16 protein-coding genes, 2 tRNA genes and 1 pseudogene are annotated in these 21,865 nt (G+C 73.9%); 7 read left to right on the top strand and 12 right to left on the bottom strand.

Annotation, left to right across the window (positions count from 1 at the left end; all coding sequences use genetic code 11):
* The first annotated feature begins 34 nt into the window (after positions 1-34).
* The 6 genes from RMN57_RS19340 (at position 35) to RMN57_RS19315 (ending at position 6,934) form a co-directional block, all read left to right on the top strand.
* Positions 35-110, top strand: a tRNA-Arg gene (locus RMN57_RS19340).
* A gap of 32 nt (positions 111-142) precedes the next feature.
* Positions 143-218: transfer RNA gene (locus RMN57_RS19335), tRNA-Arg, on the top strand.
* Between the two features lie 429 nt (positions 219-647).
* Positions 648-3,833: an Ig-like domain-containing protein gene (locus RMN57_RS19330; protein WP_313764601.1), complete on the top strand. Its 3,186-nt coding sequence runs from the start codon at positions 648-650 to the stop codon at positions 3,831-3,833.
* Positions 3,834-4,019: 186 nt separating this feature from the next.
* A complete protein-coding gene (locus tag RMN57_RS19325) occupies positions 4,020-5,303 on the top strand; it encodes an SPFH domain-containing protein (RefSeq protein ID WP_313764600.1) in 1,284 nt (427 codons plus the stop codon).
* The gene (locus RMN57_RS19320) at positions 5,300-6,403 is read left to right on the top strand and encodes a C40 family peptidase (RefSeq protein WP_313764599.1); all 1,104 of its coding nucleotides are present in this window, start codon (positions 5,300-5,302) and stop codon (positions 6,401-6,403) included. Before RMN57_RS19325 ends, RMN57_RS19320 begins: the two co-directional genes overlap by 4 nt.
* A gap of 333 nt (positions 6,404-6,736) precedes the next feature.
* On the top strand, positions 6,737-6,934 hold the full coding sequence (locus RMN57_RS19315; protein ID WP_313764598.1) for a hypothetical protein: 198 nt from the start codon (positions 6,737-6,739) through the stop codon (positions 6,932-6,934).
* 42 nt (positions 6,935-6,976) lie between these two features.
* Here RMN57_RS19315 and RMN57_RS19310 read toward each other — a convergent pair whose 3' ends face one another.
* From RMN57_RS19310 to RMN57_RS19275, 8 genes and pseudogenes are all read right to left on the bottom strand, one after another.
* Positions 6,977-8,008, bottom strand: a complete 1,032-nt coding sequence (locus tag RMN57_RS19310; RefSeq protein WP_380236828.1) for an endo alpha-1,4 polygalactosaminidase — start codon at positions 8,006-8,008, stop codon at positions 6,977-6,979.
* A gap of 22 nt (positions 8,009-8,030) precedes the next feature.
* Positions 8,031-8,726, bottom strand: coding sequence for a spherulation-specific family 4 protein (locus RMN57_RS19305; RefSeq protein WP_313764597.1), 696 nt, complete (start codon positions 8,724-8,726; stop codon positions 8,031-8,033).
* Positions 8,723-9,628, bottom strand: coding sequence for an NAD(P)-dependent oxidoreductase (locus tag RMN57_RS19300; protein ID WP_313764596.1), 906 nt, complete (start codon positions 9,626-9,628; stop codon positions 8,723-8,725). The genes RMN57_RS19305 and RMN57_RS19300 overlap by 4 nt, the downstream gene beginning before the upstream one ends.
* 140 nt (positions 9,629-9,768) lie before the next feature.
* A pseudogene (locus RMN57_RS19295) lies at positions 9,769-10,470 on the bottom strand (NDP-sugar synthase); the annotation flags it as partial.
* 115 nt (positions 10,471-10,585) lie between these two features.
* Positions 10,586-11,578 (bottom strand): SDR family NAD(P)-dependent oxidoreductase, encoded by a 993-nt coding sequence (locus RMN57_RS19290; RefSeq protein WP_313764595.1) that lies wholly within the window; start codon positions 11,576-11,578, stop codon positions 10,586-10,588.
* Between the two features lie 58 nt (positions 11,579-11,636).
* Positions 11,637-13,163, bottom strand: coding sequence for a hypothetical protein (locus tag RMN57_RS19285; RefSeq protein ID WP_313764594.1), 1,527 nt, complete (start codon positions 13,161-13,163; stop codon positions 11,637-11,639).
* Positions 13,160-14,665: a GT4 family glycosyltransferase PelF gene (pelF, locus tag RMN57_RS19280; RefSeq protein WP_313764593.1), complete on the bottom strand. Its 1,506-nt coding sequence runs from the start codon at positions 14,663-14,665 to the stop codon at positions 13,160-13,162. Before pelF ends, RMN57_RS19285 begins: the two co-directional genes overlap by 4 nt.
* A 110-nt stretch (positions 14,666-14,775) precedes the next feature.
* Complete coding sequence (locus RMN57_RS19275; RefSeq protein ID WP_313764592.1) at positions 14,776-17,142, bottom strand: hypothetical protein; 2,367 nt, start codon at positions 17,140-17,142, stop codon at positions 14,776-14,778.
* Positions 17,143-17,559: 417 nt separating this feature from the next.
* Here RMN57_RS19275 and RMN57_RS19270 point away from each other — a divergent pair, with 417 nt between their 5' ends.
* Positions 17,560-18,525, top strand: coding sequence for a tyrosine-protein phosphatase (locus RMN57_RS19270; protein ID WP_313764591.1), 966 nt, complete (start codon positions 17,560-17,562; stop codon positions 18,523-18,525).
* A 19-nt stretch (positions 18,526-18,544) separates the two neighbouring features.
* Here the strand turns inward: RMN57_RS19270 and RMN57_RS19265 are convergent, their stop codons facing one another.
* From RMN57_RS19265 to RMN57_RS19250, 4 genes are all read right to left on the bottom strand, one after another.
* Positions 18,545-19,483, bottom strand: a complete 939-nt coding sequence (locus RMN57_RS19265; protein ID WP_313764590.1) for an RNA polymerase sigma factor SigF — start codon at positions 19,481-19,483, stop codon at positions 18,545-18,547.
* Positions 19,484-19,650: 167 nt separating this feature from the next.
* On the bottom strand, positions 19,651-20,655 hold the full coding sequence (locus RMN57_RS19260) for an RNA polymerase sigma factor SigF (protein ID WP_313764589.1): 1,005 nt from the start codon (positions 20,653-20,655) through the stop codon (positions 19,651-19,653).
* Between the two features lie 294 nt (positions 20,656-20,949).
* Entirely contained in the window at positions 20,950-21,243 is a 294-nt protein-coding gene (locus RMN57_RS19255; RefSeq protein ID WP_313764588.1) for a Dabb family protein, read from the bottom strand.
* A gap of 60 nt (positions 21,244-21,303) precedes the next feature.
* Positions 21,304-21,468, bottom strand: a complete 165-nt coding sequence (locus tag RMN57_RS19250) for a hypothetical protein (RefSeq protein ID WP_174315669.1) — start codon at positions 21,466-21,468, stop codon at positions 21,304-21,306.
* Positions 21,469-21,865: the final 397 nt, after the last annotated feature.

Below are 21,865 nucleotides of genomic sequence, written 5' to 3'. Positions count from 1 at the left end.
CCGCACCGCCCCGGTGGCACGTTCACCAGGGCGAGCGCTCATAGCTCAACGGATAGAGCACTTGACTACGGATCAAGAGGTTGCAGGTTCGAATCCTGCTGAGCGCACCAAAACCCCGCAAGACCGGGTCCGCCCGGCACTTGCGCTCATAGCTCAACGGATAGAGCACTTGACTACGGATCAAGAGGTTGCAGGTTCGAATCCTGCTGAGCGCACCAGAGAGAAGCCCCCGGCCACCGGCCGGGGGCTTCTCCCGTTCCCGGGTGGCGGAGGTCACGCCGGCGGCCGGCCGGCCGGCCCGTGCCGGGCGCCTCCGCCGCCGAGGACGCCGGCCGTCCCGTGCCCGGCGTGCCGGGCGGGCGGGCCGTTCGAACAGATCTGCCCGATGAACGTTCAGGCACCGGGTGGCGGCATTCGGTTGCCTTCGCGGGGATTCCCGGCGATACCGGGCCCAAGGGGATGAAATGCCTCCCTTTCGGGTACATCCGGCCCTGCCGGTCGGATGCCCGCCAATCGGGTGGCAGACGGCTGTCCGCGTAGGTGTCGCGGTATGACCGGCGCAGGATCGTGATTCCGTTTTGTCCGATCTTGTGCCCAGACTGCCCGGCCATCGGCCGCCCTGGCAGCCGATACCGAAGGAGAGCCGGATGAGCCGACAGTTCTCCCGCGAGGCCGCCCCGTCCGCTCCGGCCCCGGACCGGCACGGTGCCCCGGCAGCCCGGGGGCGGCGGCTGCGCCCGGCGGCCGCCGGCGCCTCGGCGGCGCTGGCCGCCGGACTGCTGATCGGCTGGAACCCGCCGCCGTCGGCGGCCCAGCAGTCCCCCGACGGCTGGTCCGGGGAACACCGCGCCGTCCTTCCGTCCGGTCTCACCGTGCAGCTCGACTTTGCCGCCGCGCCGGGCACGGCCGTCATCGCCGAACCGGGGGAGCTGGCCGACCGTTCCGGAGGCGGCCGGGCGGCCGCGCTCTACACCGACGGACTGCGGCCCGGAGACCCCGCGCAGGCTTTCCGGATCGCGCCCGAGCGTTCGCAGGCGGACGGCTCCTGGCGCACGGTGGGCACGCTTCAGCTCACCTTCTCCCGGGCCGTCCGGAACCCCCGGCTCCACCTCTCCGGGCTCGCCGGAACGGCCACCGGAAAGGGCGGCAGCACGAGCACCGCGACCCGGCTGACCCTCACCGGCGGCTCGCCGAGCGCCCCCACCCTGGTCAACCGGACCGACTGGCCCGGCTGGACGGTCGACGGCAACACCCTCGCCCCGGCCGGCGCCGATGGCGCCGACGACGGCTCGGCAGGCTCCGCCGCCGAGGGCAGCCTGGAGCTGGTCGGCACCTTCCGCACCGCCGTCTTCCGGGTCGAGCTGCGCTCCACCGCCCGGGCCGGCAGCAGCACCCCGCCGGAGCCCCTGGACCAGGCCTACACCGTGACCCTGGACGAGGGCGTCAGCACGGCCCCGCAGGTCTACGGCAACGCCTCCCACCTGCTCTCCGACCTCTTCCTCGGTGCGGACGCGGGCGCCACGGGCCCGAACGCCCGCCGGCCCGCGACCGGCGACGGCACGGCGCCGAAGGCGGTCCCGGCCGGGGTCCCGGCCGGAGCGGACGGTGAACCGCTGGTCCAGCTCGACCACGGAGCCGGCCGGCGCAGCGTCTGGTCCAGCCCCGCGCCCCCGCAGCTCCAGCCCGGACACGGCGACTACCAGGGCGCCGACCCGGCCATCAGCTACCCCGCCGAGGCGGCGATCGGCCGCTACTACCGGCTCACCGTCCCGGTCTCGGTCGGCGGCGCGCCGGCCACCCTGGCCGGCTGGATCGACTTCGACCGCAACGGACGCTTCGACGCCACCGAGCGGGTGCAGGCCGAGCTCCAGCCCGGGGCGGACAGCGCGACCCTGGAGTGGACCGTCCCCTCCAACGCCGCGTCCGGGGAGACCTGGGCCCGGCTGCGGATCGGGCGGGACGCCGCCCAGCTGGTGCCGGCCGGCGGCTTCGCCGACTCCGGCCAGGTCTCCGACCAGCGGATCCGGCTGACGGTGGGCGCGGCCCGCCCGGAGATCGCCGCCCCGGTCGACGGCGCCGTGGTCGCCGACGCGCGCCCGCAGGTGCGCGGCGGGGGCGCGGTCGCCGGTGCGACGGTGGAGGTCCGGGACGGTGACGGGGTGCTCTGCCGGGCCCGGGTGGAGCGGACCGGCGACTGGGCCTGCCGGCCGGGCGCCCCGCTCGGTGCGGGACCGCACAGCCTGACGCCGGTCGAGACCACCAGCGGCGGCCTCGTGCTGCGCGGCGAGCCGGTCCGCATCACGGTGAAGACCGCACCGCCCGCCGCCCCGGTGCTCACCGTCCCCGAGTTCACCAACGACCCCGGCCTCCAGCTGACCGGGACCGGCGAGGCGGGCAGCACCGTGTCGGTGGTCGACGAGCCGGCCGGTGCTCGCGGTGGCCCCGCCGTCGAGCTCTGCAGTACGGCGGTGCGGTCCGACGGCGCGTGGTCCTGCCTGCCGGTGGAGAACCTGCCGGACGGGCGTCACCGGCTCACCCCGAGCGCGGTGGACGCGGCGGGCAACCGGACGACCGGCCGGGCCGCGGGGCTGGTGGTCGACACCGTTCCGCCGGACCGGCCGGTGCTGACCGTGCCGGCCGCCGGGGAGACCGTCCGGGTGGCCCGGCCGAAGCTGGCCGGGCGGGCGGAGCCGGGGGCCACGGTGATCGTCACCGCCCGTTCGGGCCGTGCGGCCTCGGCCGAGCGGATCGTGGCCTGCGGGGCCACCGCCGCCGTCGACGGCAGCTGGGTCTGTACGGCCAACCGGGATCTGGTGGACGGCGAGCAGTGGCTGGTCGTCACGGCGACCGACCAGGCGGGCAACGGGACGGCGGCCGACGCGGTCGCCGTCACGGTCCGGGCGTCGGCTCCGTCGGCCACGGCGGTTCCCGCGGCTCCGTCGGCGTCGGCTCCGGCGTCGGCCTCGGCTGCTCCGTCGGTCGCGGTGACGCCCACGGTGACGCCCACGGTGACCGTTCCCGCGGCGCCGTCGGCTCCGGCTACGTCCGCCCCCGCACCGGGCGGCGCGCCGACGGGCGGGGCGCCCTCGCCCGCGGCGTCTCCGGCCGGGGTGACGGCGTCCACGCCGCCCGCGGTGTCCCCGTCCGCTGCGTCGGCGTCCGCGTCGGTGGCGGTGCCGGTGCCCGCCGCGCCGGCCACCCCGGCTGTGGAGCCGGTGCCCGTGCCCGTGCCGCCGGGGCTGTTGCCGATCACGGTCCCCCCGGTCACCGGCACCTCGGCTCCGGACGCCTCGGCGGCACCTGCCGCGGTCGGTGCGCAACCCCCGTCGGCACCGACGGCTGCCGGCGGGACCACCTCGTCGCCGCTGCCGTCCGGGTCGCCGTCGGCCTCCCCGGCTCCTCCGGTCGCGCCGTCCGCCGTGTCGTCGCCGTCCCCCTCCTCGCCCTCGTCCCAGTCCCCGTCCCCGTCCGCTTCTCCGGTCTCGCCGTCCGCCACCCCGTCGGTGACCCCGTCCGACTCCCGGCCCGCGGCCCCGTCCACGGCTCCGGCCGCCGCTGCGGCCACCGCCACCACCCATTCGGCCACGGCCACCACCTCCGCGGCGGCGGCCGTGGCGGCCGGCCGATCGGCCGCCGAGCCGTCCCGGGCACTGGCCGCGCCGCCCGTCGATCGGCCGACCGGACCGGGGGCGGAGGCGTCGCAGACGGCCTCCGACCATTCCCGGTCGGACGGCTGGCGCGGCGGCCTCGCCGGCGTCCTGCTGCTGCTCGCCGGGGTGGGGCTGATCACCCGCCGGGTCTTCGCCCGGGGCCCCGGGCGACGACGGCGCTGAACAACTCCGACCATCCGCTCATGTGCCTGCGCGTCAGGTCCGGGCTTCGGATGATTCGTCAGGAAATGTCGACACGCTCTATCGCAAATGTCGCATTTGATGACGTATGAACTTAGCCTGACTCTGGCACTGCCCGTCAGGTCCGGGCCGCCCGTTGCGCGACACACTGAACCCGAGGATCCGTGCATGGACGTCACCCGCGACTCTTCGCAGCGACCCGACAACCTGTCCAAGGCGTCGCCCCCGGCCCCGCCGGTACGTTCCGCCTCGGGCTCCAGCCCGATGGCCAAGGCGGCCGGCGGCGCCCTGAACGGCACGGCGCGCCGGGTGGCCGGGCCGTTCGACGGCGGGCCGGTCACCACCCCTCTGGCCGTGGTCCCCGGCTCGGCGGTCACCCCCGTCGACCTGCGCGATCCGCTGGAGGCGGCGAGCCCGGAGACGGTGGAGCTGCCGGAGGCCACCCCGGGCGGTGTCGTCACCGCCGCCACCTCCCGCCGCCCCCCGCGCGCCGACCAGGCGCTGCGTGAGCACGCCGCCGCCACGCTGCCCGGCTTCGTCGCCCTGGCGGCGGTACTGCTCGGGGCGGCCGCCGTGCTGCTGGTGCTGCTGCACGACGGCGTCGTCCCGTACTGGAACGCGCTGCCCGACCTGCGCGGCGCCGCCGTCCGGGCCGGGGGCAGGGCCGGGGTGGACGCGAGGTCGATCGCCTCCGTCTCCGCCGCCGGGCTGCTGGTCATCGGCGCCCTGGCCGGGCTGCTGGCCAATGCGGGCGGCGAGACCCGGGTGCTCACCCGCTGGGGCCGCTACCGCGGCACCGTCCGGCGGACCGGCCTGGTCTGGGTCAATCCGCTGCTGCGCCGCCGCCGGGTGGACGTCCGGCTGCGGCACTGGCGCAGCGAGCCGGTCAAGGTGGTCGACCGGACCGGTACGCCGATCGTGGTCCGGCTGCTGATCGTCTGGCGGGTCAAGGACACCGCCCGGGCGCTGCTGGCGATCGAGGACCACGAGAGCTACCTGCGGGAGCAGGTGCAGGCGGTGCTGACCCGGACGGCGTCCACCCTGCCGTGCGACAGCAACGCGGCGCCCGGCCCCGCGCTGCGCGACGGCCAGTGGTTCGCCGACGAGCTGACCCGGGCGCTGGCCGCCGAGGTCGCCCCGGCCGGTCTGGAGGTCTACTCGGCGCAGCCGCTGGCGCTGGACTACGCGCCGGAGGTGGCCGAGTCGATGCGCCGCCGCCGGCTGGCCGATCTGGACGCGGGCCTGCGCACCGTGCTGGTGGACGACGCGGTGGAGGCCGCCGCACTCGCCGTCCGGCGGCTGGAGCGCGCCACTGCGCACGAACTGGACGAGGCCGCCCGCAGCGCGCTGATGGAGCAGCTGCTGGTCGCCTTCGTCGCCCCGGCCGGAGTGGCCGCTGCGGTACCGCCCCCGGCCGCCCGGGCCGGACGGAAGGAAGGACGACCGGCATGAGGATAGCCACCGGCACGGAAGCCGGTGCCGACGGCGGGATCGGGAACGCGTTCGGGACGGGCTCCGCGCTCGACCTCCCGGACGCGTTCGCGGAGGAGGTCGAGCGGGACATCGCCGCCCTCGACGCCGACGCCGCGCTGATCGGCTTCGAGGAGAGCCTCGGCAGCATCCCCGCGATCGCGGGCTGCGGCTGCCCGAACTGCGCCGCCCGGCCGCGTACCGCGCGCCCCGCGGCGGCGGCCGGTGGCGGCCGAATACACCGCGCGGTGCGAAGCACCTGCCTGGCCACCACCGTGCTGGCCGGCGCCGGCGTGGTCGGTCTGACGGCCGGGGCCGGAACGGCGCACGCCGCCCCCGGCAAGCCGGGCTGGGACGGCTCGAAGTACTGGTTCAAGAACGCCAAGGGCGAGTGGCGCTACACCAGCCACTACAGCGTCTACGCCGACCGCACCGGCCAGTCCGGCGGCTCCGAGAAGACCGCCGCGCCGGGCGGCTCCGGCACAGCGGCGACCGGCACCGGCACCCCGGCGGCCGCCTCCGACGGCTCGGCCTCCTCCGGGGGGATGCGGCAGGGCTGGGACGGCTCGAAGTACTGGTTCAAGAACGCCAAGGGCGAGTGGCGGTACACCGGCCACTACGACGTCTACCTCGACCGCACCGGCCAGTCCGGCGGCCAGGGCGGCCAGAGCGGTACGGCCTCCGCGCCGGCCGCCCCCGCGGACGGCGCGCCGTCCTCCGACCGTTACGAGACGGCGATCGACTACGCACTCGCCCAGCTCGGCAAGCCGTACGTCTGGGGCGGCAACGGGCCGTCCGGCTACGACTGTTCGGGCCTGGTCCAGCAGGCGTACCGGCGTGCGGGGATCAGCCTTCCGCGGGTGGCGGACGACCAGTACGCGGCGACCACGCCGATCGGGGCGGGGCAACTGCGCCGCGGCGACCTGCTCTTCTGGTCGGACAACGGCCGTGCCTCCGGCATCCACCACGTCGGGATCTACCTGGGTGGGAACACGTTCGTCGAGGCGCCCCGGCCGGGGAAGACGGTCCGGGTCTCCACCATCAGCCCCGGATTCCGCCCGACCCACTTCGGCCGCCCGTAGCCGACTGCGGGCCGCGACACCCCCCGGCCCGCGACACCCCCCGGCCCACGACACCCCGGGCCAGCGACAGTCGGGGTCCGAAACACCCCGGGCCCCGGCGGGACGATTCCCGCCGGGGCCCGGGTGCGTTCGCCCGCCCGCCCGGCGCCCCGGACCACGACCGGCAGCCGGCCGGGTCGGTGGGCATTGCGTGATCGGGAAGGACTTCACACGTCAGTCGCCCCGGTGTTGCACGGCCGGCGGGTGAAGGCCTGGTGGAGGGTGCCGTCGAAGGGCCCCGCAGGGAGGGTCCGGGGTGTCGGCGGAGTGCACGGATTCGTTAGAGTCCCTGCCATGGCTGACAACGACTACGACTCCGCCGGCAGCACCCAGATGTTCCGGGCGTTCGTCGACGAGAGCCCGGCACCGCAGGCACCGGGCTCCGTCTCCACCTACGGCAGCAGCAACGGCAGCCGGACCGGCCTGATCGCGGTCGTGGCCGTGGTCGCGCTCGCCGTGCTCGGTGCCGTCATCTGGCTGGCGGTCAAGTAACCCTCACGACGGGGTGCCTGGCGGAGTACCCGCACTGCCGATTCAGCAGGGCTTCCGCCAGGCGTCCAGTTCGAGCTTCTTCTGCATCGAGCTGAGGCCCAGGGCCTTGGACTGGGTGCAGAACTTCTCCGTGCCGAGCTTGTACTCGACGTGGAAGACCGCCTTGCCCGCCTGGACGAAGGGCGAGAGCCGGGCGCACTCGTTGAACTGCGCGCACTCCTCGTTCACGGCGAAGTCGAAGTCCGGCAGCAGGGCGGGGATCTGCTCCAGGTCGTTCTTCAGACCGATCGCCATGCCGCGCTCGTGGGCGAGGCCCGCCAGCATGCGGTTGTAGCGGAGCTGGTCCTCGGAGGTCAGCGGGAAGCCGCTGTTCTGGTTGTAGGCCTCGATGGTGTCGGGCTCGACCGCGTCGAAGCCCTTCTGCCTGCACATGTCGAAGCGGGCGGCCATCAGTGGCTTGAGCTGGTCGAGCTTGCGGATGTCGAACCACTTCTCGCCCTTCCAGCCGTTGCCGGAGCCCTGGAGGGCCTGGGCGAAGGCGGCGGAGTCGGGGCGGAAGTCCTCCCAGGAGCCGGCGTTGATGTAGCAGATCACCTTGCGGCCCTTGGCGTGCAGCGCGGCGACCACCGAGGCGTCGGTCTCGAAGCCGTCGACGTCGTAGACCGGTACGTCCACCGACTGGTCGACGCCGCCGCCGAGCTGCCACTGCCAGGCCAGGCCGGGGGCGGGCTGCCAGCGGCCGCCGGTCGGCTGATGGGTGCCGGGGGTGCCCGGCGTGGCGGGCGTGCCCGGAGTGCCGGGGGTCGCGGGGGTGCCCGGGGTGGACGGCGCCGGGGTGCCGGGCGGGGTGGTCGGGGTGCCGGGAGTGCCGGGGGCGGACGTCGCGGGCGGCGTCGACGGGGGCTCGGTCGGGCTGCCCGGAACGGGCGCGGCGGTGGCCGCGGGCGGCTGGGCGCCGGTGGCGTCGGCCGAGGGGTCGTCCTCGTCCTCCGGGCCCGAGCTGCTGCAGGAGGTGGCGAGCAGGGCGGTGGTCAGGGCGAGCGCGGCCAGCAGGGGCCGGGTACGGCGGGTCACGGTACTCGAACTCCGGGTGGGGTCAGGTCGGTTCGGCGACGGTCAGGCCGTGCGGCACGGTGCTCCAGGGGTTGTCCCCGGTGCCCGGGACGGCGCAGCCGACGGCGGCGCGGCGGGCGGCGATCAGGGCGGCGGCCTCCCGTGCCTCCTCGGTGGGCACGTCGTACACCAGGTGGCAGAACCGGGCGGCGGCGTGCCGGCCGGTCCAGAGCGGCAGGGTCATCTCCCGGTACGCCGTCCAGTCGCCCTCGAAGGTGACCAGCAGGTCGGCGAGGCCGACCTCGGCGTAACCGGGGTCGGGGTGGTCGCCGTGCCCGAACACCACGGTGGAGCAGCCGGCGGCGCGGGCCGCGGTGGCCAGCCGCCGGTAGTGCGGCAGCGCGCTCGGGTGGGTGGCGACCTGGTCGAGGTAGACGCCGGTGATGCCGTGGCGCTGGCGGTAGGTCAGGACGTCGTTCACCACGGCGGCGTGCGGGCGCCGGCCGTAGTCCGTGTCGGCGTAGCCGAGCAGCGGGAGTCCGGCCTCGCGCAGCTCCTCGGCGGCGTCGGCGAAGACGTGGTCCGGGGTGGCGCCGGGGCCGTCGGCGAGGTTGAGCACGACGGCGGCGATCCGGTGCGGGTCGGCGGCGGCGACCGCCCGCCAGGCCGCCGGGTCCACCGCGGGGTGGACGTACAGCGGCACCAGCAGGCGGCCGTCGGGGTGGCTCGCGCCGGTCATGCGGCGACCGGTGCTTCGGTGCTGAGCCAGAGGTCGCGCAGGGTGTCGGCGAGTGCGGTCTCCGGGTGCCAGCCGAGCTCCCGGGCGGCGGCCGACACGTCGGCCTGCTGCCAGGAGACGGCGGCCGAGCGCTCGGAGCCGGCCCCGCTCTCGTCGATCCGGCCGGTGAAGCCGGCCGCCGCGACCAGGCCGTCGGCGATCGCCCGGACCGGCTGCGCCCGTCCGGAGGCCAGGTTGAGCACCCGGGGCAGCGGGCGCTCGGCCGTGACCGCGAGGCCGACCGCGCGGGCGATGTCGCGGGCGTCGACGAAGTCGCGGTGGGCCGAGAGGTCCCCGACCTTCACCACGCCCTCGGTGCCGTCCGGCAGCGCCCGGCGCAGCTCGGCCGCGAGGCGGCCGGGCAGCGAACCGGCCGGGGCACCCGGGCCGACCGGGTTGAACACCCGGAGCACCACGGCGTCCAGCGGCGAGCCGGCCACCGCGAGGGAGCCGGCCAGCTTGGTGGCGCCGTAGACGCCGACCGGGCGGGCGTCGGCGTCCTCGGCGAGCGAGCTGCCGGGGGCGCAGACGCCGTACTCGCCGGCCGAGCCGATGTGCACCAGCCGGGCCCCGCGGGCGCCCTGTTCGAGCGCCTCGCAGAGGACGGCCGGGCCGCGGGCGTTGACCTCGGCCAGCTTGACCGCGCTGCCGGCCACCGCGCCGGCGAAGTTGACCACGGCGTCCGGTGCGAGCGCGGCCAGCTCCTCGCCGAGCGGGCCGGCCTCGGCGGCGGCCAGGTCCAGCCGCAGGTCGTGGTCGGGCCGGCGCCCGGCGGTCAGCACGGTGGCGCCGGGCAGCGACCGCAGGACGTCGGCGGCGTGGCGGCCGAGGAAGCCGTCCGCGCCGAGCAGCAGGATCCTCACGCGGCCCGTCCGTCGTTCTCGGGGCCGCCGGCGACGGCCGCAGCCGGCTGCCCGGCGGCGTCGGCCTCGGTGCGGGCGGCCGGGATCGGGGGCTCCTGGCCGTTCGGGACGGCGTACAGGCCCTCGGCGGACTCGGCCGGGAGCAGCTGGGTGCGGATCTCGGCGAACTCGGCGTTGGCCCGGTCGTAGTCGTCCGGCCGGCCGATGTCGAGCCAGTAGCCGCCGAACTCGTAGGCGGACGGCGGGGTCTGGGCGGCCAGCAGGTCGAGGACCAGCTCGTCGAAGCCCAGCGGCAGGCCGGGGCTGTACTTGGCGAGCGCCGAGCGGGAGACGCCGTAGACGCCCATCGAGACCCGGTAGTCGATGCTCGGCTTCTCCTGGAAGCCGGTGATGGAGCCGGACTCGGTGGTCAGCACGCCGAAGTCGATCTTGACCTGGCGGGCGTAGGTGGCGATGGTCAGCGGCGCCCCGGAGGCCTCGTGGTGCTTGAGCACACCGGCGAAGTCCAGGTCGGTGAGGATGTCGCCGTTCATCACCAGGAAGTTCTCGGGCAGCCGGTCCTGCATGGTCAGCAGCGGGCCCATGGTGCCGAGCGGGGTGTCCTCGACGGCGTAGCCGACCCGCAGCCCCCACTGGGAGCCGTTGCCGACGTAGGCGCGGATGATGTGGCCGAGGTGGCCGATGGCCAGGGTGACGGACTTGAAGCCCGCCGCGGCGAGCTGGCGCATCACGATCTCCAGGATCGCGTGCTGGTCGCCGATCGGGACGAGCGGCTTGGGAAGCGCGGTGGTGTACGGGCGCAGGCGTACGCCCTTGCCGCCGGCCAGGATCACTGCGTGCATGGTGTTTCCCCCACGGAAAGATGGTGCGACTGGAGCCTTCGGTTACCAGTGGTCGGGCGGAGCCGGCGGTTCGTGCGGCCGGCGGCCCCGGTGTGTGGCGGAGCGGCGCGCGGGATCAGACGTTGTAGATGTCGGTCTTGTAGCGCGCCAGGTTGGCCGGGTCGCGGAAGAACTCGATGGTCTGCTCCAGGCCCTCCTCCAGGGAGAACTGCGGGGCCCAGCCGGTGGCGGTGCGCAGCCGGGTGGCGTCGGCGACCAGGCGCATGACCTCGGAGTTGGTCGGGCGGATGCGCTGCTCGTCCTCCTTCACCGTGACGTCCACGCCCATCAGCTTGCCGACCAGGGTGACCAGGTCGCCGACCGAGATCTCGCCGCCGGTGCCGGCGTTGAAGGTCTTGCCGACGACGGCCTCGGCCGGGGCGGTGCCGACCGTGCGGAAGGCGTTGGCGGTGTCCTTGACGAAGGTGAAGTCGCGGGTCGGGCGCAGGTCGCCCAGGGTGATCTCGGTCTCGCCGGCTGCCAGCTGGGCGATCACCGTCGGGATGACGGCGCGCATCGACTGGCGCGGGCCGAAGGTGTTGAACGGGCGCAGCGTGACGACCGGGGTCTCGAAGCTGGCGTGGTAGCTGTCGGCGAGCCGGTCCCCGCCGGCCTTGGAGGCGGCGTAGGGGGACTGGGTGTTGATCGGGTGGTCCTCGGTGATCGGCACGGTCTGGGCGGTGCCGTAGGTCTCGCTGGTGGAGGTGTGCACCAGGCGGGGGATGTCCAGGTGGCGCACCGCCTCCAGCACGTTGAGGGTGCCGGTGACGTTGGTCTCGATGTACGAGTGCGGGGCCCGGTAGGAGTACGGGATCGCGATCAGGGCGGCCAGGTGGTAGACCGCCTCGGTGCCCTTGACCAGGCCGTTGACCGAGCCCGGGTCGCGGACGTCGCCGAGGACGATCTCGACCGAGTCCAGCACCTCCTTGGGCAGGGTCTCCAGCCAGCCGAAGGACGAGAAGGAGTTGTACTGGACCATGGCCCGGACGTGGTGGCCGTCGGCGACCAGGGTCTCGACCAGGTGGGAGCCGATGAAGCCCTCGGCTCCGGTGACGGCAACGCTGCTCATGGTGACTCGCTTTCTGCTGAAGGGGACTGCCGAGCGCCGGACGGTCGTGGTGGCGCGCTCAGCGGTGCTTGGTGGTGCGGCCGAGCACGGGCCCGGCGATGGCGGTGAGGACGGCGGCTGCGGCCCCGCAGCCGATCAGCTGCAGGACGGTCGGGTCCGCACCGGTCAGGAGCCCGGCGCACTCGGCGCCCGCGGCTGCCAGACAGATCAGGGCGGTGCTCCAGCTGAGCCCGAAGGCGTTCAGCAGCAGCGCCAGCCAGAGGGAGCCGCCCAGGAGCAGCAGCGCACCGAGCTCCGGGATCCCGAGCGCCGGGGCGCCGGGCCAGAGCACGGTGGCGGCGGCGTCCAGCGCGGCCACGGTGGTGAGGTAGATGAACAGACAGCCGAGCAGCACGCCGCCGGTGCGGCGGACGAACGCGGCCGGGGTGTGGCTGGTCCGCAGCGCGGCGACGGCCATCGCCCGGTAGCGGAAGAGCAGCCACTCGGCGAGGCCGAGGCTGAGCGTGAGCGCGATCATGGCCGGCCCCGTCGGGCTGGCGGACGCGCCCGCGGCGGCGCCGGTCTCGACGGCCTGGTGCACGGTGGCACCGAGGCCGGCGATCAGGGTGAGCGTGCCGACCGCCAGGCCGAACAGCAGGTGCGGCAGCTCGTGCAGGAGCGGGAGCTTCAGCACGGTGGTGTCCCGCTCGCCGCGCAGGCAGCGGACGATCTCGCGGGCGGCCAGCCCGATCGCCAGCCCGAGCGAGGACAGCAGCACGACCGTTCGGGCGAGCTGCGGGACGTCCACGGCGAGCACCACACCGGCGCCGACCGCGGACGGTGCCAGTGCGAGCAGCAGGAACTTCTCCCGGCCGAGCACCAGCAGGACGGTGGCCGCCGCCAGGTAGCCGGACTGCCCGGCGGCGAAGCAGAGTGCGCCGAGCGGCCCGCCGACGACGTACCCGGCGGTGGCCGCGACCAGCGCGCCGAGCGGTGCGCCGACGGCCAGGCAGACCCCGGCCGCGCGGCGCCGGCCGCGGCCCAGCCAGGCGTACGAGCGGTGCGCGAGCGCCTGGTTCCAGGACCAGCTGACCAGGGTGGACACGGAGAGCGCGACCATCCCGGAGGGGAGGCCGAAGCGCATCCGGGTGGCCGCGAACAGGTTGGCGCCGAGCAGGTAGCCGAGGCCGGGCAGGGCGAAGACCAGGCCGCGCACCACGCAGCGCCAGGGGTCGGCCCGCCAGGGGTTGGCGAACTCGGCGCTGGGCCCGGGGTAGCGGCGGTCGACCTTCTCGAACAGCTCCTCGGCGACGGTGAACGCGTCGGGGCGGCCGTAGAGCAGGGCGGCCTGCTCGTCGGAGAGGCCGTCGGACTCCAGGAAGGCCGCGATCTCGTACGGGTGGACGGCGTCGGCGCACACGTCGGCGAGCCGCTCGGCGAGCTCGTCGAGCGGGTCGGGGGAGAGGTCGAGCTGAGGCTCCGGCTCGGGCCGCTGCCCGGGCAGGACGGGGCGGCGGCGCTTGCGCGGCAGGGTGCGCAGCTGCACGGTCTGTTCGGCCCAGTCCGGGCCGGCCTCGTCCGGAACGAGACGCAGGGGACCGCTCATGCCGTCACCTCGTCGCGCTCGCCGACGGTCAGCGGTTCGTCCCAGCCGGCCGGGGCGGCGTCCTCGACCGCCACGACGCCCTTCGGCATCCAGCGGGAGGTGCCCAGCAGCTCGGTGTAGATGCCGCGGAAGCCGTCGATGTTCTGGCGGAGGGTGAACTGCTCGATCACCCGCAGCCGGGCCTGCTCGCCCAGCCGGGCGCGGCGCTCCGGGTCGCGCAGCAGCTCGATGGCGGCGGCGGCCATCGGCTCGGGCTCGCGCGGCGGGACGACCAGGCCGGTGTCGCCGACGGCCTCGCGCACGCCGCCCACGTCGGTCGAGACGGTGGAGCGGCCGCAGGACATCGCCTCGATCAGGGTGAACGGGAAGCCCTCGCTGATGCTGGAGAGCATCACCACGTTCCCCGCCGCGTACGCGTCGGTGATGTCGGCGACGCGGCCCTCGAAGGCCACCGAGTCGGCGATGCCGAGCTCGGCGGCCAGGGCTATGCAGCCGTCCCGGTACGCCTCGCCGCCCTTGGGCGTGCCGCCGAACAGCCGCAGCTTCGCCTCGGGTATCTCGCGCTGGACGATCGCGAAGGCGCGGATCAGCGTCTCCAGGTCCTTGATCGGGTCGACCCGGCCGGCCCAGCTGAGCGTGGGGGTCTCCGGCTCCGGCCCGGCCGGCGGGAAGGCGGCCGGGTCCACGCCGTTGTAGACGGTGCGGATGTGCGCGGACGGCGTGCCGCCGCGCTCCTCCCAGCGCCGGTTGTAGCGGTTGCCGGGGGTGACGAGGGCGGCGCGGCGGTAGCTCTCCTCGGCGAGCATCCGGTAGAAGCCCAGCAGCAGCGCCTTGACCGGCCAGCGGTAGGGGCCGGTGCGGTAGCCGAGGTAGCGCTCGCGCAGGTAGATGCCGTGCTCGGTGAGCAGGAAGGGGACGCCGTACTGCTGCGAGGCGATCAGCCCGGGCAGCGTGGCCAGGCCACCGCTCGCGGCGTGCGCGACGCCCTCGCGCGGCGGCTCGACCGACAGCGGGCGCAGCGCGTGCTCCAGCAGGTCGGTGGCGTTGAGCGCGTCGTGCAGGGTGGGCCGGGAGACGGCGGTGGAGAGGTAGTCGCGGGTCCAGACGTGCTGGAGGGTGCGCAGGGCGCGCTCGCTGCGCAGCGCCGGGCTGAGCAGCCCGCGCCGGGCGAGGTCGGCGAAGCCGTACAGCTCGGTGCCGAAGTGGGTGGTGTAGACCGGGTCCAGGATGGAGTGCAGGAAGCGCTCGTACGCGTTGAGGAAGCGGCGCATCTCCTTGCCGCGCGGGGCTCTGCCCTCCGAGGGCGGCCCCCAGAGCGGCGCGGTGGTGACCGACCGCACGTTGGCGGGCAGCTCCCAGGCGAGCGACTCGTGGCCGGTGCCGGTGACGGCGATGACGTCGAAGTCGACGTCGGGCATGCCCTGGACGAGCTGGTCGCACCAGACGCTCACGCCGCCGTGCTGGTGCGGGTACGTTCCCTCGGTGAGCAGGGTGACGCGCATGGCTTTCCCCCCTCCTGTCCTTGCGTCAAGCGCCCGGTCCTGGACGGTCCGGGTCGGGTGCGAGCGGTGGGGCCGGGAGACGGCCCGGCCCCACCACTCGTATCACCTGTCTAGCGGTTGCCGGGCTGGCCGGCGGTCTTCTTGGCCGGTTCGGCCTTCCCCCCGGAGGCCTTGCCGGTGGTGCCCTTCGTGCCGGCGGTGGTGCCGCCCTTGGCGGCCGCCTTGCCGGCGGCCACGCCCTTGCCGGCCACCGGAGCCCCGCTGCCGGGGACCAGCACCGGGGCGTCGGTACGGGCGATGTCGCCCGGACCGGCCGGAACGGCGTCGGCGGTGCCCTTGGGCACGACCTTCTTGTCGGCCGGGGCCGGGGCCGTCACCGAGTTGGCGGCGACGGACGGAGCGGCAGTCGGCGCCACCGGGGCGACGCTCGACGGCAGCTTCAGCAGGACGCTGCTCTGCAGCGAGCCCGGCTTGACCCAGCCGGACATCGTACCGGCGTAGGCCGAGCCGAACCCGCCGGTACCGATGGCGAACTGCTGAACGGTGCCGGTCGGCATGGTGGCCTGGACCTGCACGCCGCTCGGGGCGGACACCGTCACGGTGTTGCCGATCCGGTAGGCGGTGACCTGGCCGGCGGCGAGGGCCGCGTTCCAGGCCGCGCGGCGCTGGAACTCGGCGCCGATGTCCTTCTGCGCCAGGTTCACGATCGGGGCGTTGTCGGCGTGCAGGGACCGGTAGGTGGAGAGGATCTTCTCCAGCACCGGGTACACGATCCGGTCCTCCGCCAGGTTCGACTGGTGGATGAAGTGGGGGCGCGGGTCGTTGCTCAGCACGTGGCCGAGGTCGATCCGGGCCTCCAGCGGCACGATGTACGACTGGTAGCCGGTGTTGACGTCCAGCGGCGCCGGCAGGCAGGTGGAGTTGGCGTTGCTCTCGCAGACGCCGCTGCCGCCGTTGGCCACGCTGGTGTAGATCCAGTTGTACTCGTCGGCCTCCTCCTTCGCCGTGCCGGCGTTGTAGAAGACGTTCATCGGGTAGCGCGGCACGGTCAGCGTGGACGAGCCGACGGCCCGCTGGGCGGGCTCGCGGGACGCGTCGCTGGCGGTCCACTTGACGCCGTTGGCGACCAGCGAGGGCGCCAGGTACGGGTTGTCGCTGGTCTCCTGCGGAGCGGTCAGCAGGCCGGAGTGCTCGCCGGTGACCAGCTCGGTCTTGTCGATGTGCAGGTTGCGCGCCGTGGCCCAGTCGATGTTGTTCTTGATCTGGGACGTGACGGTGGCCTGGTCGACCCAGACGGTGTTGCCCGAGGCGTCCTTGGTGCACTTCCACGGCACCACCGAGACGTCCTGGAGGCAGCCCAGGTACGGGTGGGTGTAGGTGTGGTTGATCCACCGGTAGCTGTTCTGGTCGGCGACCATCTGGTCCACCACCGGGTCGGCGGTGACCTCGTGGTCGGCCTTCCAGTCCTCGCTGCCGCCGCCGTTGAACACCATGTCCATGGTGAAGTTGTTGGCGGTCTGCCACTGCTTGGCGTACTGCGCGTCCGCGATGGTCATCCGGATCGGATTGGCCGTCTCGGGGGTGCCGGGCGGGCAGGTGACGTCGCCGGGGGTGCACTCGAGCACCGGGTCCCAGCGGTCGTCGGCCAGGAAGACGTCGTCGACGTGGGCCGCGAAGTAGTTGCGGTCGTAGCCGAGGTGGACGCCCTGGGTGATCCAGTCCACGATGCCGCGCGCCAGCAGGCGGTACTGCTGCTGGTACTGGTTGTAGACGAAGGTGACGACCAGCTCCTTGCGGCCGTCGTGGCTGTACTCGCCGACCAGCGAGCCGCGCTCGGTGGCGCCCGGTATGGGGGCGTCGACCAGCGGCGTGAACGTGGAGCCGGACGGCAGCGAGGCCAGCGGGGTGGCCAGGAAGCCGTAGCTCTCGTCGACGCCCGGGTCGTTGTTCTCGAACGGCACGGAGCCCTTGAGGTACCCGAACGGGCCGGCCAGGCCGGCGCCGGTGACCTGGGCCTGGACGCCGTCCAGCTTGCCCATGTATCCGGGGTTCTGTGCCCAGTTCAGACCGACGTCCGGCTGGGCGTAGGTGTACGCATCGACCTGGCGCACGTTGAACGCCGCCTCGTAGGTCGCGATCGCGGTCATCTCCGCGGAGCCCGCCGCGAACGGGTTGTTGTTGGGCATCACGATGCCCTGGTACTTGCCCCGCGGCTGCCCGTTGACCGTGTCGCTGAGGAAGGCGGCGTCGATCACGGGACGGTGGGCGTCGGTGAGGTCGACGACCTTGTACGGGGTGCCCTGGCTCTTGAGCTCGGCGGCGATGGCCGCCGTCGCGGGCCCGCCGTCGCTGATGACCAGGACCGTCAGGTCGATCCTGGGAGCGCTGGTGGCACCGTGTGCGAGGGACGACTGCAGGCCGCCGGCCAGCAGGACTGCTGCCGCGCAGGCGGCAACTCTTCGGGTCGCTCGACCCATTCTGTGTTCCTCCCCTGGGCAGGGCGCTCCGCTGCTCGGCGCTCACCTGCCCTGTCGCTGTTCGCGGGCAGCAGGCTGCCCGGCGCCCATCCTGGTGGAGACTCCGCACCGATTGGGACCAAATGGGCGGGAGTGCAGCGAATCTGTTACCAACGTTCATGGCGATGCCATGGAAGCGCTGATTGTGGCCGGAACCGAGCCTGTTGCGCAAATAATGAATTGAGAATTAAAAGGAGGCGGAGTCGGAGCGTTACCGCTGGTCACCGATCTTCTGACCGTGGCCGGTAACCCGCGGCCTACACTGGCGGCGTTGCGCATGACACTCTTGCACATCCAGCCGTTCTGTCGGGCAGGTTCATGCAATATTGCGCAGGGTTGTGCCATGTCACAGTCCGAATATCCAATGGAGGCCACCGCGTGACCGAGCAGCAGACCGAGACCACCGCAATCCAGGCCGACCGGAAAGCGGTGCGGATGCCGACGGACGGGGCCGAGGCGGCCCCGCAGGCGCGGAGCCTCGGGCTCCGCGGCGCCGTCAACGCCCGCGATCTCGGCGGCTACCGGACGGCCGACGGCCGGGTGCTGAAGCACGGCGTGGCGCTGCGCAGCGACGGTCTCAACCGGCTCACCGAGGAGGACCTCGGCCTGCTGTCGGCGATCGGTCTGCGCCAGGTGGTCGACCTGCGCAGCCTCGACGAGGTCCGCGAGGCCGGTCCGGACCGCGTCCCCGGCCTGCCGGTCGCCGCGATCGCGGCCGCCGAGCTCTCGTCCGCCCCGATCACCGTGGAGCCCGCCTCCCGGGGCGGCATGACCTTGCACCACCTGCCGGTCTTCGCGGCGGACTTCGACATCTACGTGGCGCTGCGCGACGCCCTGGCCGACCGCAGCCCGGAGAAGCAGCGCGCCCTGCTCGGGGACGGCAAGGCCGCCGCGATGATGACCGGCCTCTACCGGTGGTTCGTCACCGACGCCGTGGCCCGGGAGCGCTTCGCCGCCGTGCTGCGGCTGCTGGCCGCCCCGGACGGCCCGCCGCTGATCTTCCACTGCTCGGCCGGCAAGGACCGGACCGGCTGGACCGCCGCCGTCCTGCTGACCGCGCTCGGGGTCGACCGCGAGACCGTCTTCGCCGACTACCTGCTCACCAACGAGCGCTCCGCCGCGATCGTGGAGCACGTCGTGGACAGCTTCGGAACCCGCGGCCTGATGCAGGAGCCGCAGCTGCTGCTCCCGGTCTTCCGGGCGGAGCGCAGCTACCTGGAGGCGGCCTTCGCGGAGGTCGAGGCCGGCTGGGCCACCTTCGAGGACTTCTGGCAGGACGGCCTGGGGCTGGACGACGAGGTGCTCGCCGGCCTGCGTGCCAACCTGCTGGCGGACGCCCGGTAGGGGCGCCCGCCGGGGCGGCTCAGCCCTCGCTGACCAGGCCCTCGCGCAGCTGCGTGAGGGTCTTGGTCAGCAGCCGGGAGACGTGCATCTGGGAGATGCCGATCTCCTCGCCGATCTGCGACTGGGTGAGGTTGCCGAAGAACCGCAGCATGATGATCCGGCGCTCGCGCGGCGGCAGCTTGGCCAGCAGCGGCTTGAGCGACTCGCGGTACTCCACGCCCTCCAGGGCGAGGTCCTCGTAGCCCAGCCGCTCGGCCAGCGGGCCGTCGCCCTCCTCCTCGCCGGGGGCGGAGTCCAGCGAGCTTGCGGTGTACGCGTTGCCCACCGCCAGGCCCTCGACCACGTCCTCCTCGCTGACGCCGAGGCAGGCGGCGAGCTCGGCGACGGTGGGGGAGCGGTCCAGCCGCTGGGAGAGGTCGTCGCCGGCCTTGGTGAGGGCCAGCCGCAGCTCCTGCAGCCGCCGGGGGACCCGCACCGACCAGCTGGTGTCCCGGAAGAAGCGCTTGATCTCGCCGACCACGGTCGGCATCGCGAAGGTGGGGAACTCCACCCCGCGCTCCGGGTCGAACCGGTCGATCGCCTTGATCAGGCCGATCGTGCCGACCTGGACGATGTCCTCCATCGGCTCGTTGCGGCTGCGGAACCGGGCCGAGGCGTACCGCACCAGCGGCAGGTTGAGCTCGATCAGGGTGTCGCGGACGTAGGTGTGCTCCGCGCTGCCGGCCTCCAGTGCGGCCAGCCGCAGGAAGAGCGAACGGGAGAGCGTCCGGGTGTCGAGTCCGGCGGCGGCCGGCCCGGCGGCGGTGGCCGGCTCGGCGGCGCCGGGAGGGACGTCGGCGCCGGGCGGCGCGGCCTCGGCCCGCTGGAGCGGGATCAGGCCGGTGGCCGGCGTGCGGCCGGCCGCACCGGCGTGGCTCCGTGCAGTGTGGATCTCCGCAGTGCCCAGCTCTCCGGACATGCGCCCACCCCCTTGTGACTGACGGTTCAACGGGTGCCGTCGCGGGAGCGTTCCCGTACGGCGCCTTCCCCCCTCCATACCGGCGCACCGGCCCCGGCAAACCCGAGCGTCGCGAGATGTCACGCGGCGGTAACGCGCAGCGACCGGTCGCTGGCCCCGCGTGCCGGTCAGTCCTCCCAGGAGTTGCCGGTCCGCAGCCGGGTCAGGATCCGCGAGAGCAGCCGGGAGACGTGCATCTGGGACATCCCCAGCTCGGTGCTGATCTGCGACTGCGTCAGGTTGGCGAAGAACCGCAGCATGACGATCCGCCGCTCCCGCTCGGGCAGCTGGACCAGCAGGTGGCGGACCATGTCCCGGTGCTCGACCTCGGCCAGCGCCGAGTCCTCGTAGCCCAGCCGGTCCAGCAGGGCGAGCCCGCCCTCGTGCTCCTGGGCGGCCTCCAGCGAGGCCGCGTTGTAGGCCCGGCCGGCGTCCAGGCAGGCCCGCACGTCCTCCTCCGGGATGCGCAGGCTGGCGGCGATCTCGGGCACCTTGGGGGCCCGGCCGTGGACCACCGTCAGCTCCTCCATCGCGCCGCTGACCTGCACCCAGAGCTCCTGGAGCCGGCGCGGGACGTGCATGGTGCGGACGTTGTCCCGGAAGTAGCGCTTGATCTCGCCGAGGATGGTCGGCAGCGCGTAGGTCGGGAACTGCACGCCGCGGCTCGGGTCGAACCGGTCGATCGCGTTGATCAGGCCGATCGTGCCGACCTGGACGACGTCCTCCATCGGCTCGCTGCGGCTGCGGAACCGGGTGGCCGCGTAGCGGACCAGCGGGATGTTCACCTCGATCAGGGCGGCCCGGACCCGCTCGCGCTCGGGGGCGTCCGGGGGCAGCTCGGCGAGCCGCTCGAACAGCACCCGGGTCAGGGTCCGGACGTCCACCGCGGGGCGGCCCCCGGGGCCGCGCAGGCCGTCCGGGCGCAGCTCGCCGGCGGGGCTGATGATCGCGGCCAGCACCTCCTCCGGCGGGTTGGCCGGGGCGGGGGGCTGCGGGGCCGGTGCGGCCGTCCGCGCGGCGGCGGAGTGCGCGGCGGCGTCCGGCGCGGTCGGGGACTGCGCGGTGGCGGACTGCCCGCCGGCGGACTGCGCGGCGGTCTGTGCGGCGGCCGGACCGGTGTCGGCACCCGGCACGCTCCCTGGTGTCCGCACGGACACGTCACCCCTCCCAAAGTCGACAACGGTGGGACTTGCGGATCGGGTGTCGCGTCTCGATTCACCGCCTCGCCATGTCCGGCAAAACCGGTCATAGCATCACAAGCTGGGCGCAGTTCGGGCAAGCACCGAGCGGAGGTGTGTTGGTGCGGTGTTGGCGCTTCACGGGGCTTTCCGGCGGGCGGCCGGGCGGACCGTTCCGGGACAGAGCAAGGCGCCCCGCCCGGGTCTCGGGCGGGGCGCCGCGGTCCGTCCGGGGGATGCCCCGGGGGATCAGACCTCGATGTCGGCGATCACCCAGGTGGCGAACTCGCGCCACTGGCCGGCCGCGGCCTGGTGGGCCGGGTGGGTGAGGTAGGACTGCAGCGCCTCGCGGTCCTCGACCAGGCTGTTGATGGCGTAGTCGTACGCGATGTCGCGCTCGGTGGTGTTCCAGCCGCACTCCCACTCGCGCAGCTCGGGGATCACCGGGCCGAGCTCCTCGAAGGCCTTGGCGCCGGCGAGCGCGCGGGCGTCGTCCTTGCCGACGCCTTCGTTGAGCTTGAACAGGACCAGATGGCGGATCACGATGCCGCTCCTAGCGGACGGGGTTGAGGGACGGCCCCACCGTAGCCGGTGCCCCGGGGCCTACTTCACCAGCCCGGTCATGAAGGTGCCGATGGCCTTGGCGGCGTTCGAGATGCCCTCGAACCCCAATTGGACCAGCTCGGCGGCCCGGGCGGGTGAGGTGATGATCGTGTAGAGCACGAAGACGAGCAGGAGGACCATGCCGATCTTCTTCGCCTGCGCCATCCGGGACCTTCCTCCCTGCTGCGGGCCGCCGTCACTCGGTCCCCGAGCGGCCCTCTGCAGTGGGCAGCTTATCCACCGAACGGCCCATCAAGTGTGCGACGCGTTCACTCGGCGGGACGAAGGTCCTCGCGACTGGGGCCTTTCTCCGGGTGCCCCGGTCCGGGCGGTCGAGCAGGATGGATGTCGTACCGAGGATCTGGCAGGAGTCCCCGGTACGTGGATCCGGAGCCCCCGCTGTGGGACCGGGTGCCGCGGCTTCCCCCCGACGCGGCCCCGGTTGTGGGACTCCGTCCGGGGGAGCGGTCAGTCCCCCCGAACCGCTCCCCCTCGGGCTCCGTGCACGAAGGGGCGTTGGTGGTCATCGGCCCCGGCGCGGAGCCGCCTTTCCGCGGATGAG

This window comes from Kitasatospora sp. CM 4170 (assembly GCF_032110285.1).
Lineage (GTDB): Bacteria > Actinomycetota > Actinomycetes > Streptomycetales > Streptomycetaceae > Kitasatospora > Kitasatospora aburaviensis.
This window is presented reverse-complemented; position numbering and strand designations above follow the sequence as displayed.